The following is an 18,412-nucleotide window of genomic DNA, read 5'->3' as shown; positions in this document are numbered from 1 at the left end:
TCTTCGCCTTCCCACCGCGCGGCTTCGTAGACTGGAGCGGTGACAGACGCAGCTGAGCAGACACCGGCCCCGGAAACCCACCTGCCGAAGACGTACGCGCCCGTAGAGGTAGAGGCGCGACGCTACGCGAAGTGGGTAGCCGACGGCCGGTTCAAGGCTGCCGACGACTCCGACCGCGAGCCCTACGCGATCGTGATCCCCCCGCCGAACGTGACGGGGCAGCTCCACCTCGGGCACGCGCTCGACCACACCCTCATCGACACGCTGGTGCGGCGCGAGCGCATGCGCGGCAAGGAGGCCCTGTTCCTCCCCGGCACCGACCACGCCGGCATCTCCACCCAGAACGTGGTGGAGCGCCAGCTCGCCGACAAGGAGGGCCTGTCCCGCCACGACCTCGGCCGCGACGCGTTCGTGGACAAGGTGTGGGAGTGGAAGGACGTCTACCACGAGCGCATCACCTCGCAGATGAAGAAGATCGGCGACGGCGTCGACTGGGACCGCGAGCGGTTCACCCTCGACGACGGGCTCTCGGCCGCCGTCCAGACCATGTTCAAGCGCATGTACGACGACGGCATGATCTACCGCGCCGAGCGCATCATCAACTGGTGCCCGCGCTGCATGACCGCGCTCTCGGACATCGAGGTGGAGCACCAGGAGGACGCGGGCGAGCTCGTGTCGATGCGCTACGGGGACGGCGACGCGTCGATCGTGGTCGCCACGACCCGGCTGGAGACGATGCTCGGCGACACCGCCGTGGCCGTCCACCCCGACGACGAGCGCTACCGGCACCTCCTCGGCACCACCGTCGAGGTGCCGTTCACGGGCCGCCGCATCCCGATCGTGGCCGACTCGCACGTCGACCCCGAGTTCGGGACCGGCGCCGTCAAGGTGACGCCCGCGCACGACCCGAACGACTTCGCGATCGGCCAGCGCCACGGCCTGGAGTCGATCCTCATCATGGACGAGCGCGGCGTGATCACCGCGCACGGCCCGTTCCAGGGGCTCGACCGGTTCGAGGCCCGCTCGGCGATCGCCGCCGCGCTGCGCGCCGAGGGCCGCATCACGGCCGAGAAGCGCCCGTACATGCACGCGGTCGGGCACTGCGAGCGCTGCGACACCACGGTGGAGCCGCGCCTGTCGAAGCAGTGGTTCGTGAAGGTGGAGCGCCTCGCGAAGTCCGCGGGCGACGCGGTGCGCTCGGGCGAGACGAAGATCCACCCGCCGGAGATGGAGAAGCGGTTCTTCTCGTGGGTCGACAACCTGCTCGACTGGTGCATCTCGCGCCAGCTGTGGTGGGGGCACCGGATCCCGATCTGGTACGGCCCGAACGGCGAAGAGGTGTGCGTGGGCCCGGGGGAGACCGCCCCCGAAGGCTACGTGCAGGACCCCGACGTGCTCGACACGTGGTTCTCCTCGGGCCTGTGGCCGTTCTCGACGTTCGGCTGGCCCGAGGACACGAAGTCCCTGGAGAAGTTCTATCCGACGGCGGTGCTCGTCACCGGCTGGGACATCATCTTCTTCTGGGTGGTCCGGATGATGATGTTCGGGACGTACGCCATGGGGAGGGCCCCGTTCGCGGAGGTGTTCCTGCACGGCCTCATCCGCGACAAGCACGGCAAGAAGATGTCGAAGTCCTCCGGGAACGGCATCGACCCGTTGGAGGTCGTGGACCAGTACGGGGCCGACGCGCTGCGGTTCATGCTCGCGCGCGACGCGAACCCGGGCGCGGACTCGATCGCCTCGATCGAGCTGGCCGAGCTGTCGCGGAACTTCTGCAACAAGCTGTGGAACGGGACCCGGTTCGCGCTCATGAGCGGCGCCACGGTCGAGGGCGAGCTGCCCACCGACCTGTCGCTGATCGACCGGTGGGTCCTGTCGCGCCTGTCGGCGACGATCACCGCCGTCGACGGCCTGTTCGAGCAGTACGAGTTCGCGAAGGCGATGGACGCGCTCTACCACTTCGCGAAGGACGACGTCTTCGACTGGTACCTGGAGCTGACCAAGCCCGTGCTCGCCGCGGGCGGCCGGCGGGCCGACGACACCCGCCGCGTCATCGGCCACGTCTTCGACCAGCTGCTGCGCCTGCTGCACCCGGTGATCCCGTTCGTGACCGAGGAGCTGTGGCTGACGCTCACCGGCACCGAGGAGCAGGGCGGCTCGCTCACCGTCGCGGCCTGGCCGGTCGCGGCCGGCACCGACGAGGAGGCCGAGCGGGCCGTGGCCGCGCTCCAGCACCTCGTCACCGAGGTGCGGCGCTTCCGCTCCGACCAGGACCTCAAGCAGAGCCTGCCGCTCCCGGCCCGCCTCACGGGCCTCGACGCGGTGGGCCTCGCCGACGAGGAGCCGTTCATCCGCGGGCTCGTCAAGCTGGAGCCGGCCGGGGAGGGCTTCGCGCCGACCGCCGAGCTCGCCGTGTCCGACCAGTTGACGGTCGCGCTCGACACGTCCGGCTCGATCGACGTCGACGCCGAGCGGGCCCGCCTCGACAAGGCCCTCAAGGCCGCCGAGAAGGAGCTCGAGGGGACCGTGAAGAAGCTCGGCAACGAGGCGTTCCTGGCGAAGGCGCCCGACGCCGTGGTCGACAAGATCAAGGCGCGCAAGGCGACCGCCGAGGCCGACATCGCGCGCGTCACCGCGCAGCTCGCACGACTCGCGTAGCAGGGGCCGGGGCCGCACGCGGCCCCGGCCACCTCATTCTCACTGGGGGACAACCACATTGAACGCCGAACTGGCGCAGGTCGAAGCGGCGCTCGAGTCCCGCGGGTTCTCCCGCTGGGACTTCACGCTCGACCGCATCAAGCAGCTGCTCGACCTCATGGGGGACCCGCAGCGCTCCTTCCGGGCCGTCCACATCACCGGGACGAACGGCAAGACGTCGACCACCCGCATGATCGAGCGGCTCGTGCGCGGCCACGGCCTGCGCACCGGCATGTTCACCTCGCCGCACCTGAACGACGTCACCGAGCGGATCTGCATCGACGGCGAGCCGATCAGCCCCGAGCGGCTCGCCCAGCAGTACTACGAGATCGCGCCGCTGGCCGAGCTCGTCGACCGGGAGGCCACCGAGTCGCTCACCTACTTCGAGATGACCGTGGCGCTCGCCATGGGCGCGTTCGCGGACACGCCCGTCGACGTCGGGATCGTCGAGGTCGGCCTCGGCGGCGAGACCGACTCCACGAACGTCCTCGGCGCCGAGGTCGCGGTCGTCACCCCGATCGGCATCGACCACACGAAGTGGCTCGGCGAGACCATCGCCGAGATCGCGACCATGAAGGCCGGGATCGTCCACGAGGGCTCGACGCTCGTCACCTCGGTCCAGGAGCGCTCCGCGATGGAGCCGCTGCTGCGCCGCGCGCAGTCGGTGGGCGCGAAGCTCGTGCCCGAGGGCCGCGGCTTCGAGGTCACCTCCCGCGAGGTCGCCGTCGGCGGCCAGCTCGTCACCGTCGAGACCCGCGCCGCCCGCTACCAGGACCTGTTCCTGCCGCTCCACGGCGAGTACCAGGCGCACAACGCGGCGCTGGCGCTCGCGGCCGTCGAGGTGCTCATGGGCGCGGGCGAGCCGAAGGCCCTCGACGCGGAGGTCGTGGGGCAGGCGTTCGCGGAGTTCACCTCCCCGGGCCGCCTGGAGGTCGTGCGCAGCGAGCCCGCGGTCATCCTCGACGCCGCGCACAACCCCGCGGGCGTGGAGGCCATGACGAAGGCCGTCGAGGAGGGCTTCAACTTCCGCAAGCTCGTCGGCGTCGTCGGGATGCTCGCCGACAAGGAGGTCGACCACATGCTCGAACTCCTCGAGGGCGTCCTCGACGAGATCGTGATCACGAAGTCGTCGTCGGACCGGGCGATGCCCGCGGCGACGCTCGCGAAGCTCGCCGTCGAGGTCTTCGGCGAGGAGCGGGTCCACGTGCACCCGCACCTGCGCGACGCGATCGCCCGCGGCATCGAGCTCGCCGAGGAGGCCGACGACCTGTACGAGTCCGGCGGCGGCGTCCTCGTCACCGGCTCGGTGTTCACCGTCGCCGACGCCCGCCGCATCCTGGTCGGCCGCCGTGGCTGAGCACGAGACCCCCGAAGAGGCCGAAGCCCCCTGGGAGGAGCCGGACGAGTCCCGCTCGGGCCTGCGCGACCCGGCCCGCGCCGCGCGCAGCCTCGCGGCGATGGCCCTCGCGTTCGAGGCGCTGGCGCTGCTGCTGGCGATCGTTCCGATGCGGATGATCCTCGACGACCCCGCGCCCGCGACGATCGCGATCGGCGTCCTGGTGCTCGCGTCGATCGTCCTGGCGGGCATGGCGAAGCGCCCGTGGATCTGGCCCGCCGGGGCGGTGCTCCAGGCCGCGGTGATCGCGTGCTGGCCGATCCACTGGTCCCTCGGCGTCGCCGGGATCGTGTTCGCGCTCGTGTGGCTCTACTGCTGGTACGTCAAGCACCAGCTGTCCCGGCCCCCGAGGCGGTGACCGTGGAACTCGAGACCGAGCGCCTGCTCCTGCGGCCCCTCGCGGCCGCCGACGCGGCGGCCCTCGCCCCGATCAACGCCGACCCGGAGATCATGCGGTACATCGGGACCGGCGATCCGCGCACGCCCGAGCAGACCGAGGCGCTGTGCGCGAAGGCCGCCGCGCACTGGGACGAGCACGGCTGGGGCGCGTTCGCGGTGTGCGAGCGCGCGACCGGCGAGCTCGTCGGGCTCGGCGTCCTCGCGACCCCGTCGTTCCTGCCGGAGATCCTGCCCGCCACCGAGGTCGGCTGGCGCGTCGCGCGCAGCCGCTGGGGCCGCGGGTACGCGCCCGAGGCCGCGCGCGCCGTCATCGGCTTCGCGTTCGGCGAGCTCGGCCTCGACCGGGTCGTCTCCTGCATCCACGCCGAGAACGCCGCGTCGGTGCGCGTCGCCGAGAAGCTGGGCATGGTCCTCGAACGCGAGACCGTGGTCCCGCGCCTCGAGGTCCCCTGCCGCGTCTACGAGCGCAAGGCCTGAGCGCTCAGTCGCTTCCCGCGTCCATGCCGCTGGTGATCCCGGGGTTGTGGGTCCCGGCGGCGTGCCAGCCGGCGGGGATCGGGGCGGGGTTCGCGCTGTCGAACTCGTCGTCGTCGCGCAGGCGGCGGCGCATGCGCCGGTCGCGCGCACCGGTGATGACGGCGGCGGTGACCACCGCGCCGACGAGGACGCCGGCGAAGATCATCTCGACCATGGGGACTCCTCATGCCAGGGGCGGTCCGCGGGCTCCGGTCCGCCGTCCTACTGGTAAGACGCTTCAGGAGCCGTCCGCGGACGCTCCGTGACTGTCGGGTAGCCGACACAACGCGTTCTACGAGGCCGGTTGCGTCACTTGGGCATGCAATAGTGAAGCTGTCCGTTTCGGTCCCCGAGCGTACGGCGGTGGTCCCTGTGAAGATGCAGCCTCGGCAACAGCTCCTCGACATCTGGCGGGCGCAGATCGCCTACAGCTGGCGGCCCGCCGGGGACGGCTCCCGCCGCGGCGAGTGGCACTGGGGCGGGCGCAACCCCTCCGACGCCGTCGGCGACGCCCAGCAGCTCCTGTGCCTGCTCTACCCCGCCCAGGAACTCCCCGACCTGCGCTACGCCGACCCCGACGCCACCAGCGACGCCGTCCTCGAAGCCCTCGCCGGCCTCGGCGACGCCGTCGAGATCCCCATCCGGATCATGCGGCTCGTCAAGGACTACATGGAGCGGCACGTCGACGCCGGCGGCGTCCCCGTCTACTCCGGCGGCGCCAACATGCACCGCGTCGACAAGTCCGTCAAGGCCACCGCCGAGCAGCGCGCCATCGACGTCACCGAGGGCTTCGCGCTCGCGATCCCCCTCAGCCTCACCGCGCTCACCTTCCTCGCCGACTTCGCGCCCACCGTCGACCGCATGGGCCGCTCCGACCTCGTCGAGGAGCTCCGCCACGTCGAGCAGGTCGTCCACCGCCGCCTCCTCGGCGCGATCACCGGCCTCCTCCGCTCCTTCGCCGTCTCCACCTTCGACGCCGACGACGACTTCGGCCGCCAGCTCATCGCCCTCATCAACGTCGACGGCCAGCCCGACCGCAAGATCGTGCGCCGCTTCAGGGACGAGGCCGCGGAGATCATCGCGACCCTGCGCACCATCACCGTCGGCTCCGGCGGCACCGCCGGCGTCGAGGCCCCCACCAAGCTCTTCGAGATCGGCTGGTCCTGGTCCGTCGTCGAGAAGGCCCCCGACATCCCCGAGGTCTCCGACACCTCCACCCAGCGCATCGGCCGCGCCGAGGACGCCCCCTACCTGTACTTCACCGTGGTCGCGCTCGAAGCCATCGCGACCCTCTTCTCCGACCGCGTCATGCGCCGCAACCTCCTCACCGAGGAGGAGCGCCGCCTCGCCCAGTCCCTCCAGATCCGCCTCGACGTCACCCGCCGCTACTGGGCCATGGTCGCCTCCTTCGGCGGCGGCTCCAAGTGGCCCCTCGAAGACGTACCCTGGCGCACCACCGACGGCCTCGAGTACGACTACTACAGCCTCCTCGTCTGCGCCGTCGCCACCGAGACCTTCGGCTCCCAGCGCGGCGGCGACGACGACCTCATCCGCCTCGCGAACGTCCTCGTCGAACTCGCCAACCGCGGCCGCATCACCCGCCGCCCCCTCGTCGGCGACCGCGCCATCGAGATGCACTACCCCGGCGTGACGGCCGAACTCGCCGGCATCGAGAAGCTCGACGGCCCGGCCATGATCTGGAACATGGTCGACTTCGCGCCCCTGCTCCTCAAGCGCATCTACGACGCCGCCGGCCTCCTCGTGACCATCGAGGCCCGCGCCGACCTCCTCCAGGTCGCCGACCTCGTGTGGGACCACCTGGCGCGCAGGCGCATCCGCGACGGCGGCGCCTCCCGCCTGTGGGACCAGCCGCAGCAGGTCTACACCGAGCTCGACAAGGCCTTCACCGACCCGTCCTGGCACTTCACCATCCGCGTCGTCGAGGCCATGGTGCTCGCCGCCCAGTTCGCCGGGTCCGAGCCCGCCCGCTCGCGGAGCCTGGAGGAGCTGGCGCACGAACTGCTCGTGGAGGCCGAGCACATCTACGACCAGGAGCTGCTGCGCGGCTCGGGGAACGCCGGCCCCGCGCTGGCGCAGGAGATCCGCTCGGTGGGGCTGACGATCCGCCACGCCAAGGAGGTCGTCGACGAGCGGCCCGGCACGGCGTTCTCCCTGGGCGTCAAGGCCCTCATCGACCTCGACCGGCTCATCTCCGCCGGCCGCGACGCCGAGACCGGAGTGTGACGATGCTGCTGTTCGCGACCTCGGACAAGGGCGGCACGGGCCGGTCGGTCTCCTCGTGCAACCTCGCGTACCGGCGCGCCGTCCAGGGCATGAACGTGTGCTATGTGGACTTCGACTTCGGGTCGCCCACGGCCGGCGCGATCTTCGGCATCGACGACCTCGAGCACGGCACCCACGGCAACGGCGTCCACGAGTACCTCCAGGACCTCGCCTCCGAGCCCGAGCGGCACTCGGTGTGGGCCGTGAGCGACCGCGCCGAGCTCCAGGCCCGCCCCGACGGCGCCGGCGAGCTCGTCCTCTGCCCCGGCGACGCCGACGGCTCCGAGTTCCCTGGCGACGAGCACACCGTCGACCGCTGCGTCAAACTCCTGCAGGAGCTCTCGCGCGAGTACGACCTCGTCATCGTCGACCTCTCCGCGGGCCGCTCGCACGCCACCGAGATGGTCATGGCCGCCACCGCCCGCGCCGAGCTCGCGAACCTGCCGTGGCGGTGGATCGTCTACCACCGCTGGACGAAGCAGCACGTCATCGCCGCCCACTCCCTCGTCCACGGCGAGCGCGGCCTCGTGGAGACCGCGAAGTCGTACGGCGAGGACTACCAGCGCAAGCTCCTCTCCTCGATCCGCTACGTGCGCACCGCGGTCGTCGACCCCGACGGCGCCGACCTGTCGGGCCTGGAGGCCACGCAGATCCGCTGGCTGCGCAAGATCGACGCCGACCTCCACCAGATGGCGGCCCGCCTCAAGCTGGGCCGCATGAACCTCCTCGGGTCCGTCCCCCTCGACCCGGTCCTCCAGTGGCGCGAGCAGATCATCACCGACGCCGACACGGTGACGCTGCGGATCGCGAACCAGGAGACCGTCCGGGCCTTCGCCGACCTGGCCGCGCGCTCGGCCGAGGAGCTGTTCGTGCCGGGACTCGAAGCGAGCGTGCGGGGGATCGAATGACGTACGAGGAGACCAGCGCCAAGCAGCGCACCGAGCGGTTCGGCATGTCGCACCTGTCGATCGAGGTCGGGCACCTCTACGCCGACGACCTCGCCCGGCCCGACGCCCTCAAGGAGGAGATGGCGTCCGCGGCCGCGTGGGTCCACGGCACCACCGAGGCCCTGACCAAGCGCCTTGGCGGGCGCACGCCCCGCGTCTCCACCTGCTACCTCGTCGACGACTACTTCCACCAGGACCTGCCCGAGCCCGGCCGGCTCGTCAGCACCGTGGTCGAGGCCGCCGCCGACGCGGGCCTGCGCATCGACTACCTCGCCCGCGAGTCCTCCTGCGACCGCATGGGGCCCCTGGACCTCGCGGGCCTCGTGGCCGACCGGATCGTGTTCGAGCCGCCGCCGGGCACCACCGGCGGCCGGCCGCCGGTCTCCGACCTCGGCTGGCTGCCCAACGGCGTGCCCACGCCGAAGCCGCGCGGCATCGCGATGGGCGCGCCGCTGCGGTGGATCCCGCCGAGCCAGAACGCGAAGCGCGAGCACTCGGTGTTCCTCGACGTGGAGCTGTGGAACGACGGCCCGGCCGGCCGGCGCTGGTCCTGCCCGATGCTCGCCGCGGTCTGGCAGCTGATGCGCCTGGGCGTGCTGCGCAACCAGGGGCGGCGCATCGGCGTGCCCGAGCTCGTCGACTCGCTGGTGCCCGCCGAGCACGGCCACGCGCCCGTGCGCCGCCACCCGGGGAGCCGGTTCCCCGACGCGTGGGCGGAGATGCCGCCGATCCTCCAGCTCAACTCGAAGGCGTTCCCGTTCCCCGCGTACCGGACCGTCTCGGTCCTGTCGGTGGACTTCCTGGAGGTCGAGCACGCGGTGCGGGTGATCTGCGGCAGCGTGCGGCCCGACCCCGGTGCGCTGGAGTCGATCCGCAAGTCCGCCGAGCGGGAGGGCATGACGCTCCCGGCCGAGCTCGTCGACCGGCTCAGCTACATCTTCCAGGGACCGCTGTAGGGCCCGGACCAGGCCGCAGGTCGGGCCCGCGGCCGCTCACCGCAGGAACTGGTCGGGCCCGCCGCCGCGGCGCTGGCCCTGCTCCATCATGTCGAGCATCTTCGCGGCGAGGTCCGCCGCGCCGTAGTCGATCTGGGACCTGACGCGCTCGGTCATGGTCGCCCACTGCCGCGACAGGCCGGGGCGCCGCTCCAGGGAGTCCCACATGAACTCCAGGTCCCGGGAGGTGCGGGCGCCCGCCGACCACAGGTGCAGGAGGTGGTCCACGACCGGTCGGAGCGTGCGCAGCGTGTGCCGGGGGTCCTCGCCGATCTTCGCGAGCGCGATCCGGGCGGCGACGGCGGTGAGGAGCCAGTCGTGGACGGCGAGGTCCTCGGCCGCCGCGGCCACGGACTCGGGGTCGACGACGCCGGTCACCATGCTCATGCGCCGCCGGTCGTTGCCGACGAGGCGGAACGCGACGGCCCGGCCCCTGGCCGGGTCGGCGATGGCCGCCCACCGCAGCCGGGTCGACCCGGTCTTGACGGGCGGGCGCTGGTCGAGGACGGGGCGCGCGAGCACGTCGTGGATGGAGTGCCGGGCGATCGCGGCGGTGTCGAGGAGCTCGGACCGGTCGCGGCGGGTCTCGGCGGCGAGGAACGCGCGGGCGAGGCGCTCGGCCTCGAAGTTCCCGATCGTCTCCAGCGTGCCGGGCCGGGCCAGGTAGTACGACCAGGGCATCCGCCGCGGCCGGCGGGGCGGCGCGACCGCCGTCCACGCCGAGCCCTGGAGGAGGTGCCCGCCGGTGAGGACCGCGCGGGAGCAGACGGTGCCGACGGCGCGTACCGACCCGTTCGCGGACCGGTCGTCGGCGTGCTCGTTGTCCGGTTTCGGGGCGAGCGGCAGTCGGCAGTCCACGCCGTGGAGGAGCGTCGGCGACGCGGTGTGCGGGACGGGCCGCGCCCATTGGACGACGGTCTCGCCGACCGCGAGCGACAGGGCCGCGCGGGCCTCCTCGGGCGTGAGCGGCCGCGAGTGCGGCAGCAGTGCGGTGTGGATCTCGCCGACGATGAGCATGGGCACTCCCCTTCGCAAGGGCGGGAACGGGTCTCGGTGGGCCGCTAGTCGCGCTCCCGGTGCTCGGTGATCGCCAGGCCGTGCCCGTCGGGGTCGCGGAACGCGGCGGCCCGCATCTCGTAGTTCTGTCCCAGCAGCGCGGTGCGCGGCAGGTGCAGGAACTGGACGCCGGCCTCGTTCATCTGCGTGAACGCGGCGTCGATGTCGCCGACCTCGAAGGTGAGGTGCATGATCCCGGTCTCGCCGGGCGGCGCGTCGGGGCGCTCCCACAGCAGGATCTTCCCGAACCCGGCGTCGAGCACGGCCGCTTCGGCGGTGCGGTCGGAGATCGCCAGTCCCAGTGCGTCCGTGTAGAACTCGACCGAGCGCTGGAGGTCGGTGACGACGAGGGTCGCGGCCACGTCGGTGACGTCGGCGCCGCCGAGGCGCTCCTCGGACAGGAGCAGTTCGGCGAGGTCCCTGGCGAGGCTGCCGCCCTCCTCGGACTCGCGCGGGCGCGGCGGGGACGGCGAGCGGAGCTTCGACGCGGCTTCCGCGATGGGGCCCTTCGCCGGCGGCTCCTCGTCGAGCGGCATGTCGACGATCTCGACCACGGCGGCGCCGCCGATCTGCTCGCTCGGCAGCGTGAACGCCGCGGGCGGGTCGGCGGGCAGTGGCGCGGACTCCGAGGACGCCGAGTCGACGGGCGACTCGGCGAGCGGGGGCGCCTCGGCCGCCGCGGGCGGTGTCGGCTCCTCGACGGGCGGGGCCTCGACCGGGAGCGTCTCGGTCGACTGCGGGGACTGGACCGGGACGGTCGCGGCGGGCGGGGGCGCCTCGGCCGTGCCGTTCGCGACCAGGTCGTCCTCTGCAAAGTCGTCCTCGACCGGGCTGTCCTCGACCTCGATCTCGGCCCTCGGGGGCGGCGCGGACGCGGCCTTCAGAGCCTCGGAGACCACGAACAGCGGGGGAGCGGGGGCCGCCGCGTCCGCGACGGTCTCGCGCCGCGGGAGCTCCTCGACCGGTTCGGCCGCAACGGGTTCGACCGCCACGGGGTCGGACACGACGGGCTCGGACACCAGGACCGCCGGGGGCGGGACCGGGGGCTCGGCTCTCGCGGGCTCGGCGGCCGCCGTCGTCACCGGCGGTTCGGCTCTCGCGGGTTCGGGCTCGGGCTCGGCCGCGGGGGCCGCGACCGGCGGCACCTCGGTCACCACCGTGGCCGCGGGGGCCGCGGCCGGCGGTTCGGGGAGCGGGGCGGTCTCGGGCCGGTCCGGTTCGAACAGGTCGTCGAGTGAGCCGCGCTCAGGCTGCTTCACCGCGGCACCGCGCGGCGGGTCGTCCTCGACGATGAGGTCCTCGAGGCGGTGCTGCCCGATGAGCGGCGGCGCGGGGACCGGCTGCGGGAAGCGCCGGGCCGAGTGCTCGACCGTGAAGAACGCGATCGTGCCCGCCAGGCACAGGAACGCGAGCACGGCGATGCCGACGCTCTGCGCGCCGATCGCCATGGAGGTGAAGAAGAACGCGAGAATCAGTAAAGTGATGGCGCCGATCGCCCGCGAGGTGCGCCAGCGCATCCGCCTGTCCGCGTTGAGGACCGTCCCGATGGCCTCGCCGCCCGCCGCATGGTGCTGGCGCGAGTGCAGGTCCTTCATGGCGTGCTGGTTGATCGCCCACCAGCGGGCCTGGTTCTGGCGGCGCTGCTGGTCCATCGCGAGCCGCTGCTGGCGCAGCTGCTCGGCGGTCATGCCCCGGGCCTGCTGCTGCCGCACACCGCGCGGCTGCGCCTTCGCGGGCGCCGCCTTGCGGGCTCCGGCGCCGCCCTTGACGGCCGCGCCTTTCGCCCCGCCGCGGGCGGTGCCGCCCTTGGCGCCGCCCCGGCTGGGGGCCTTGGAAGGCCGCGGGGCGGGACGGGGTGGCTGTCTCGAGGGCATCTGGGACACCTCATCCGCAACTGGGAAACCGGGTTTCAACGTGAATCGTACGTGGGTGAGGCAACAGACACAACATCGCTTACGATGGCAGCCACTAATCCGACAGTCGTTCCCAAGGAGTCTCCAGTGGCCGAACAGCGCACGCTCGTGCTGATCAAACCCGACGCCGTCCGGCGCGGACTCATCGGCGAGGTCCTGGCCCGCCTGGAGCGCAAGGGCCTGCGCGTGGAGGAGCTGCGGCTGCGGACCATGGACGCGGCGCTGTCGGACGCGCACTACGCCGAGCACGTGGGCCGGCCGTACTACGAGGGCCTGAAGGACTTCATGACCTCGGGCCCGCTGGTGAGCCTGGTCGTGTCCGGGGACGAGGCGATCCCGGTGGTGCGCAAGCTCGCCGGCGCCACCGACGGCCGCAAGGCGGAGCCGGGGACGATCCGCGGCGACTTCTCGCTGTCGAACCAGCAGAACCTGGTCCACGCCTCGGACTCGGAGGAGTCCGCGAAGCGCGAGATCGACCTCTGGTTCTGAGGTGTTGACGCACCGCTGACGACGCTGGCAGCAGTGCGCGTGCGCCTTCCCGCGGCTAGGCGGGGCTCGGGTGCTGGAGCGCGGCGAGGTCGGCCGGGGTGTCGACGTCGATCGGGTCGCCCGGGCACGCGATCTCGCGCACCAGGTCCGGGTTCGCGGCGATGAAGTCGCGGGCCCCGCGGTCGCCGGTCGCGCCCTCGGCGATGCCGTCGAGGTGCTCGCGCGCGAAGTACATCGGGTGGCCGCGCCGGCCGGCGTACGTCGCGATCGCGACCGTGGCCCCCTCCGCGGCGGCCGCGATGAGCAGCCGGACGGCCTCGGCCTCGACGCGCGGCTGGTCGACGAGGGTCACGACGACCCCGTCGTACCGGGCCGGAACGGCGGCGAGCCCGGCCTTCAGCGACGTCGACAGCCCCTGCCCCCAGCGCCGGTTGAGCACCGGCGTGAACGCCTCCGTGGCGGCCGACAGCGCCTGCTCGGCCCCGGCGCCGAGCACGGCCAGGACCTGGCGGCAGCCGCCGTTGCGGAGTGTGGCGACGGCGCGGTCGAGCAGGCTCTCGCCGTCGTACTGGACGAGGGCCTTGGGCTGGCCGAAGCGCCTTCCGGCGCCTGCGGCGAGCACGAGCCCCGCGGTGTTCCCCATGTGCGTGATCCCCCTTCGATGGTCCCGCCTCGCGGCGGGAGGTGCGGCGGCGCCCCCTGCGCCGCCCGCTTCCGGGGCGGTCAGTCCAGGCTGACCGCCAGTGCGAGGTCCATCCGGTCGAGGGGATTGCGCAGGTCGCGGCCGGTGAGCTCCTCGACGCGGCGCATGCGGTACCGGACGGTGTTGACGTGGACGTGGAGGCTCACGGCGCACTGGCGCCAGGAGCCGTCGCATTCGAGGAACCGCCGGAGGGTCGGCAGCAGGTCGGAGCGGTGCCGGGCGTCGTACTCCAGGAGCGGGTCGAGGACGCGGGTGCGGAACGCCTTGGAGACGTCGGGGGGGACGGCGGCCAGGAGCATCCGGTGGGAGACGAGGTGGTCGGGTTCGGCGACCTCGATGCGGCCGGGGCGGGGCTGGGCGAGCGCGGCGGTGTGCCGGGCCTGCTCGAGGGCGCCCCGCAGGGCGCCGTGGGTGCGGACGGGGTCGGCGAGGCCGATGCCGACGGCGTCCGGCCCGCCCGGGTGGGCGGCCTGGAGGGCCGCGGCGCAGCGGCGGGCCCAGGCGACGAGGCGGGCGCGCTCCTCGGGGGCGGCGGCGGGGCCGGTGAGGATCGCGACGGTCTCGCCGCCGCAGGTCGCCCAGGCGGCGACGGGCGGGCGCAGCGTGTCGTCGAGTCCGTTCCCGCCGGGGTCGAACTGGAGGGTCTCGGCGACGACGGCCTCGCGCAGCGCGGCGGGTTCGCCGGTCGCGGCGATCACGGTCGCGGGGCCGTCGGCGGGGAGTCCGGCCGAGCGCATCAGGTGGGCGTCGACGCGGCCCTCGCGGAGCGCGGTGACGAGTTCGACGTGCGGGGCGGGGCGCTGCGACGGGTCGTCGAGTTCGAGCATGAGCAGGGCCGAGAGCTGCTCGGCGACGAGCCGGCGCTCCGGCGGCCACCGGGTGTGGTCGTCGCCGACGACGAGGAACCGTCCAGTATGGATCGTGGAGCCGATGCCGAACACGGAGTAGCAGCGGTGCCGGTCGAGGGTCGCCTTCTGCGGCAGGCGGTCCGCGGCGTGCGCGCGGGCGACGATCGCGGTGCGGTCCTCCTCGCAGAGCTCCAGGCTGCCGCGCAGGGCGCGGCCGCTCGGCGACAGCACCAGGCACTCCATGCCCAGTTCGCGATCGATGAGTTCGAGGATCTGCCCGATGCCGTCGGCGGCGATGAGCCGCCGGTGCCGGTCCAGGAGCGAGGCGAGGTCCCCCGAGCGGCCCGCGGAGAGCCGCTGCACGATCCGCTCGGTGATCTCGGCGAACGCGACCTCGGCGTCCACGGCGAACAGCGGCAGGTCGTGGCGGGCGCACGCGTCGACCAGATCGGACGGCACGGTGTGGAACTCGGGGTGGTCGCCCGCGCCGAGCGCGGTCACGCCGGCGGCGGTCAGGTTGCGCACGAACGCGTCCGAGTCCCGCTCAGCCCGGCGCCACATCATCCCGGTGAGCACCAGCTCCCCGCCGGACAGGTACCGGCGCGGGTCGCGCAGGTCGGTCGGCACGACCCACCGGATCTCCCGGTCCAGGTGATGCCCGCCCGAGACCAGGGTCAGGCCCAGTTCGGGCATCTGGAGCAGTGAACGGAGTCGCATGGTGGCCCCCAGGGGGTCCGGCCTTCGCAGGCGGGTTCGGGACGCGGTGGGTACCTCGCCACCATAACCCCGCCGCTCGACCGACTTTGGACGATCCTCCAGCATTTAACGGCCGGGAAACGAAGGTTTCATAGCCGGTGACAATGCCTTCTGCCTCGCGTTTCGGCTTCAATTGCCCGACGGGGCCGCAAACCTGCGACCCTGGGGGGACACTGCCCGGAACGGGACGCGAACGGGAGGCGCCGATGTGGACGCTCGAAGGGTTCGACACGGCCGCCCCCGGCAGCGCCGCGGCGGTCCTCACCGCCTGCTGCGCCTCGCCCTCCTGGGCCGAGAAGCTCACCGCCGGAAGGCCTTACGGCACCCTCGCGGCCCTCCGCGCCGCCGCCCTCGCCGCGTTCGACGCCCTCGACGACGCCGAGATCGCCGTCGCGATCGCCGCCCACCCCCGCATCGGGGGACAGGACGGGAACCGGGGCGGCACCGCGGCGGGGAGGCGCGCCGCCCGGCCCGGTACGGCGCCCCCGCCGACCGCCGAAGCGGCGTGGTCCCGCGGCGAGCAGTCCCGGGCCATGACCGCCGCCGCACCGGTGCGGGCCGAACTCGCCGCGGCCAACGCCGCCTACGAGCGCCGCTTCGGCCGGGTCTTCCTCATCTGCGCCACCGGCCTCACCGCCGAGGAGATCCTCGCCGAGGCCCGCCGCCGCCTCGCCAACGACGACGCGACCGAACGCGCCGAAGCCCGCGCCGAACTCCGCGCGATCGTCGCGCTCCGCCTCGACAAGGCCTTCGGCGCCGCACCGGGCGGCCCCGCGACCACCACGACCGCCGAGCCCGGGGAGGCCCGATGAGCAGCGTGTCCTCGCACGTCCTGGACGCCACCACCGGGCGGCCCGCCGCCGGCGTCCACCTGACGCTGTCCCGCCTCGACGACGACGGCGCGTTCACCGTCGTCCACTCCGGGATCACCGACGCCGACGGGCGCGTGGGCGGCTGGAACACCGGGCCCGGGCTCCACCGGCTCCGCTTCGACACCGGCGACTGGTTCGCCGACCGCGGCACCGACACCTTCTACCCCGAGGTCGAGATCGTCTTCACCGCCGACGACGGCCACCACCACGTCCCGCTCCTGCTCAGCCCCTTCGCCTACTCCACGTACCGAGGCAGCTAGATGACCGCACCGACACCAGGGTTCACACTGGGGCCCAACAGCTACGGCAAGTCCGGTGTGCGCCTCGTCCACGTCGACCGCGACACGCCGCGACACGTCCTCCGCGACCTCACCGTGCACACCGCGCTCTCCGGCGACCTCGACGCCACCCACTACACCGGCGACAACACCGGCGTCCTCCCCACCGACACGCAGAAGAACACCGTGTACGCCTTCGCCCGCGACGGCATCGGCGCCGTCGAGGCCTTCGCCGAACGCCTCGCCCGGCACTTCGTCGACACCGCCCCCGCGATCGCGCACGCCCGCGTCCGCATCGACGAGCACGCCTGGACCCGCATCGGCGACCACTCCTTCGCCTCCGGCGAAGGCGGCGAACTCCGCACCGCCGAGGTCCGGTACGGCGGCGGCGACGCCCAGGTCGCCGCCGGCGTCAGGGACCTCCTGCTCCTCAACACCACCGACTCCGAGTTCAGCGGCTTCCTCGCCGACGAGTACACGACCCTCCCCGCGACCGACGACCGCATCCTCGCCACCGCCGTCACCGCGACCTGGGACTACGCCACCGCGCCCGCCGACCCCGACACGGCCTTCCGGACCGCCCGCGCGGCCCTCCTCGACGCGTTCGCCGACACCTACTCGCTCTCGCTGCAACAGACCCTCTACGCCGTCGGCGAGCGCATACTGAAGGCGGTCCCCGAGGCCCGCGAAGTGCGCCTGTCCCTGCCGAACCGCCACCACTACCTGCAAGACCTCGGGAGGTTCGGCCTCGACAACCCCGGCGTGGTCTTCCAGGCCGGAGACCTGCCGTACGGGCTCATCGAGGGCACCGTCCGAAGGGAGGCGCCATGAGCACCGCCGCCCCCGCCCGGTTCGACTTCCACCGGCCCGCGGCGCTGGCCGACGCCGTGCGGCTCCTCGCGGAGCACCCCGAGGCCGTGCCCGTCGCCGGCGGCACCGACCTCATGGTCGCCGTCAACTACCGCCACACCCGGCCCGAGGCCATGCTCGACCTCACCGGCCTCGCCGAACTGCGCGAATGGTCCGACGACGGCGACGCCGTCCGCATCGGCTCCGGCGTCCCGTACGCCCGCATCACCGCCGAACTCGCCACGGTCCTCCCGGGCCTGGCCGCCGCCGCGCGCACCGTCGGCTCCCCGCAGATCCGCAACCGCGGCACCCTCGGCGGCAACCTCGCCACCGCCTCCCCGGCCGGCGACGGCCACCCGCCGCTCCTCGCCACCGGCGCGAGCATCGAGATCGCCTCCACCGCGGGCGTGCGCCACGTCCCCGTCGCGGAGTTCTACCTGGGCCCCAAGCGGTCCGCGCTCCGACCGGGCGAGCTCGTCACCGCCGTCACCGTCCCCAAGGCCGCAGGCCCGCAGCAGTTCCTGAAGGTCGGCACCCGCAACGCGATGGTCATCGCCGTCTGCTCGTTCGCACTCGCCCTCGACCGCGACGCCCGCCGCCTCGGCACCGGCATCGGCTCCGCCGGACCCGTCCCCCTCACCGCACCCGACGCCGAGGCCATCGACCTGCCCTGGACCGACCCGGCCCGCCTCACCGACGCCACCGCCACCGAGTTCGGCCGCCGCGTCGCCGCCGCCTCCCGGCCCATCGACGACGTCCGCGGCACCGCCGACTACCGCCGCCACGCCCTCGCCGTCTGCGCCGCCCGCGCCCTCCGCCGAGTCTGGACCGCCGCCCACGAGAGGACCGCACCATGAACCCGACCACACGCACGGTCCCGTCCGCCCGGACCGACACCACCGCCCCGGCCACGCGCACTGCGTTCGCACACCCGAGGAGCATCCGATGCGCGTGACCATGCACGTCGACGGCGCCGAGACCGCCGCCGAGATCGACCGGCCCGGCGAGAGCCTCCTGTCCACCCTCCGCGACCGGCTCGGACTCACCGGCTCCAAGAACGCCTGCGAGCAAGGCGAGTGCGGTTCCTGCACGGTCCTCCTCGACGGCGCGCCCGTCTGCGCGTGCCTCGTCGCGACCGCCCAGTGCGAAGGCCGAGACGTGAAGACCGTCGTCGGCGCCGTCCCGCGCCCCGTCCGCGACGCGTTCGTCCAGTGCGGCGCCGTCCAGTGCGGATTCTGCACCCCCGGACTCCTCGTCGCCGTCGCCGACCTCCTCGACCGCGAGACCGACCCGGCCGACCCCGAGATCCGCGAAGCGCTCGCCGGGAACCTGTGCCGGTGCACCGGCTACGAGAAGATCATCGACGCCGTCCACGCGGCCGCCGCCGCGCTGGCGGGTGAGCGCCCATGAGTCAC

General features: G+C 73.2%; 18 protein-coding genes. 13 read left to right on the top strand and 5 right to left on the bottom strand.

Features of this window, described 5'->3' with window-relative positions; all coding sequences use genetic code 11:
- Nucleotides 1-39 precede the first annotated feature (39 nt).
- From ABD419_RS13390 to ABD419_RS13375, 4 genes are read left to right on the top strand one after another with little or no spacing between them, the layout of a single operon-like run.
- On the top strand, nucleotides 40-2,658 hold the full coding sequence (locus ABD419_RS13390; RefSeq protein WP_344487164.1) for a valine--tRNA ligase: 2,619 nt from the start codon (nucleotides 40-42) through the stop codon (nucleotides 2,656-2,658).
- 58 nt (nucleotides 2,659-2,716) lie between these two features.
- Complete coding sequence (locus tag ABD419_RS13385) at nucleotides 2,717-4,054, top strand: bifunctional folylpolyglutamate synthase/dihydrofolate synthase (protein ID WP_344487162.1); 1,338 nt, start codon at nucleotides 2,717-2,719, stop codon at nucleotides 4,052-4,054.
- The gene (locus tag ABD419_RS13380; RefSeq protein WP_344487160.1) at nucleotides 4,047-4,451 is read left to right on the top strand and encodes a DUF4233 domain-containing protein; all 405 of its coding nucleotides are present in this window, start codon (nucleotides 4,047-4,049) and stop codon (nucleotides 4,449-4,451) included. The genes ABD419_RS13385 and ABD419_RS13380 overlap by 8 nt, the downstream gene beginning before the upstream one ends.
- Before the next feature lie 2 nt (nucleotides 4,452-4,453).
- Nucleotides 4,454-4,969, top strand: a complete 516-nt coding sequence (locus ABD419_RS13375) for a GNAT family N-acetyltransferase (protein ID WP_344487158.1) — start codon at nucleotides 4,454-4,456, stop codon at nucleotides 4,967-4,969.
- 4 nt (nucleotides 4,970-4,973) lie between these two features.
- Here ABD419_RS13375 and ABD419_RS13370 read toward each other — a convergent pair whose 3' ends face one another.
- Nucleotides 4,974-5,183, bottom strand: a complete 210-nt coding sequence (locus ABD419_RS13370) for a hypothetical protein (RefSeq protein ID WP_344487156.1) — start codon at nucleotides 5,181-5,183, stop codon at nucleotides 4,974-4,976.
- Between the two features lie 203 nt (nucleotides 5,184-5,386).
- Here ABD419_RS13370 and ABD419_RS13365 point away from each other — a divergent pair, with 203 nt between their 5' ends.
- From ABD419_RS13365 to ABD419_RS13355, 3 genes are read left to right on the top strand one after another with little or no spacing between them, the layout of a single operon-like run.
- Nucleotides 5,387-7,252 (top strand): SCO2524 family protein, encoded by a 1,866-nt coding sequence (locus tag ABD419_RS13365; protein ID WP_344487154.1) that lies wholly within the window; start codon nucleotides 5,387-5,389, stop codon nucleotides 7,250-7,252.
- Between the two features lie 2 nt (nucleotides 7,253-7,254).
- Nucleotides 7,255-8,199, top strand: coding sequence for an SCO2523 family variant P-loop protein (locus ABD419_RS13360; RefSeq protein ID WP_344487152.1), 945 nt, complete (start codon nucleotides 7,255-7,257; stop codon nucleotides 8,197-8,199).
- Nucleotides 8,196-9,194: an SCO2522 family protein gene (locus tag ABD419_RS13355; RefSeq protein WP_344487150.1), complete on the top strand. Its 999-nt coding sequence runs from the start codon at nucleotides 8,196-8,198 to the stop codon at nucleotides 9,192-9,194. Before ABD419_RS13360 ends, ABD419_RS13355 begins: the two co-directional genes overlap by 4 nt.
- Before the next feature lie 36 nt (nucleotides 9,195-9,230).
- Here the strand turns inward: ABD419_RS13355 and ABD419_RS13350 are convergent, their stop codons facing one another.
- On the bottom strand, nucleotides 9,231-10,250 hold the full coding sequence (locus ABD419_RS13350) for an SCO2521 family protein (RefSeq protein ID WP_344487148.1): 1,020 nt from the start codon (nucleotides 10,248-10,250) through the stop codon (nucleotides 9,231-9,233).
- A 44-nt stretch (nucleotides 10,251-10,294) separates the two neighbouring features.
- Complete coding sequence (locus ABD419_RS13345) at nucleotides 10,295-12,163, bottom strand: VOC family protein (protein WP_344487146.1); 1,869 nt, start codon at nucleotides 12,161-12,163, stop codon at nucleotides 10,295-10,297.
- An 84-nt stretch (nucleotides 12,164-12,247) separates the two neighbouring features.
- On the opposite strand from ABD419_RS13345, the gene ndk reads away from it, so the two are divergent.
- The gene (ndk, locus tag ABD419_RS13340; protein WP_344487144.1) at nucleotides 12,248-12,691 is read left to right on the top strand and encodes a nucleoside-diphosphate kinase; all 444 of its coding nucleotides are present in this window, start codon (nucleotides 12,248-12,250) and stop codon (nucleotides 12,689-12,691) included.
- 55 nt (nucleotides 12,692-12,746) lie between these two features.
- Here ndk and ABD419_RS13335 read toward each other — a convergent pair whose 3' ends face one another.
- Both ABD419_RS13335 and ABD419_RS13330 read right to left on the bottom strand, forming a co-directional pair.
- Nucleotides 12,747-13,334, bottom strand: coding sequence for a nucleotidyltransferase family protein (locus ABD419_RS13335; protein WP_344487142.1), 588 nt, complete (start codon nucleotides 13,332-13,334; stop codon nucleotides 12,747-12,749).
- A gap of 80 nt (nucleotides 13,335-13,414) precedes the next feature.
- The gene (locus ABD419_RS13330; RefSeq protein WP_344487140.1) at nucleotides 13,415-14,959 is read right to left on the bottom strand and encodes a PucR family transcriptional regulator; all 1,545 of its coding nucleotides are present in this window, start codon (nucleotides 14,957-14,959) and stop codon (nucleotides 13,415-13,417) included.
- A 245-nt stretch (nucleotides 14,960-15,204) separates the two neighbouring features.
- On the opposite strand from ABD419_RS13330, the gene uraD reads away from it, so the two are divergent.
- The 5 genes from uraD (at nucleotide 15,205) to ABD419_RS13305 (ending at nucleotide 18,407) form a co-directional block, all read left to right on the top strand.
- Entirely contained in the window at nucleotides 15,205-15,810 is a 606-nt protein-coding gene (gene uraD / locus ABD419_RS13325) for a 2-oxo-4-hydroxy-4-carboxy-5-ureidoimidazoline decarboxylase (protein ID WP_344487138.1), read from the top strand.
- Entirely contained in the window at nucleotides 15,807-16,130 is a 324-nt protein-coding gene (uraH, locus tag ABD419_RS13320) for a hydroxyisourate hydrolase (RefSeq protein WP_344487136.1), read from the top strand. The genes uraD and uraH overlap by 4 nt, the downstream gene beginning before the upstream one ends.
- Nucleotides 16,131-16,979, top strand: a complete 849-nt coding sequence (pucL, locus tag ABD419_RS13315) for a factor-independent urate hydroxylase (RefSeq protein ID WP_344487134.1) — start codon at nucleotides 16,131-16,133, stop codon at nucleotides 16,977-16,979.
- Nucleotides 16,976-17,854, top strand: a complete 879-nt coding sequence (locus ABD419_RS13310; RefSeq protein WP_344487132.1) for an FAD binding domain-containing protein — start codon at nucleotides 16,976-16,978, stop codon at nucleotides 17,852-17,854. Before pucL ends, ABD419_RS13310 begins: the two co-directional genes overlap by 4 nt.
- Nucleotides 17,855-17,942: 88 nt before the next feature.
- A complete protein-coding gene (locus ABD419_RS13305; RefSeq protein WP_344487130.1) occupies nucleotides 17,943-18,407 on the top strand; it encodes a (2Fe-2S)-binding protein in 465 nt (154 codons plus the stop codon).
- The last annotated feature ends 5 nt before the right edge of the window (nucleotides 18,408-18,412 follow it).

The sequence above is a fragment of the Glycomyces endophyticus genome, from assembly GCF_039531525.1.
Taxonomy (GTDB): Bacteria; Actinomycetota; Actinomycetes; order Mycobacteriales; family Micromonosporaceae; genus Glycomyces; species Glycomyces endophyticus.
Note: the sequence above shows the minus strand (reverse complement) of the source record. Positions and strands in the feature narration are given on the sequence as shown.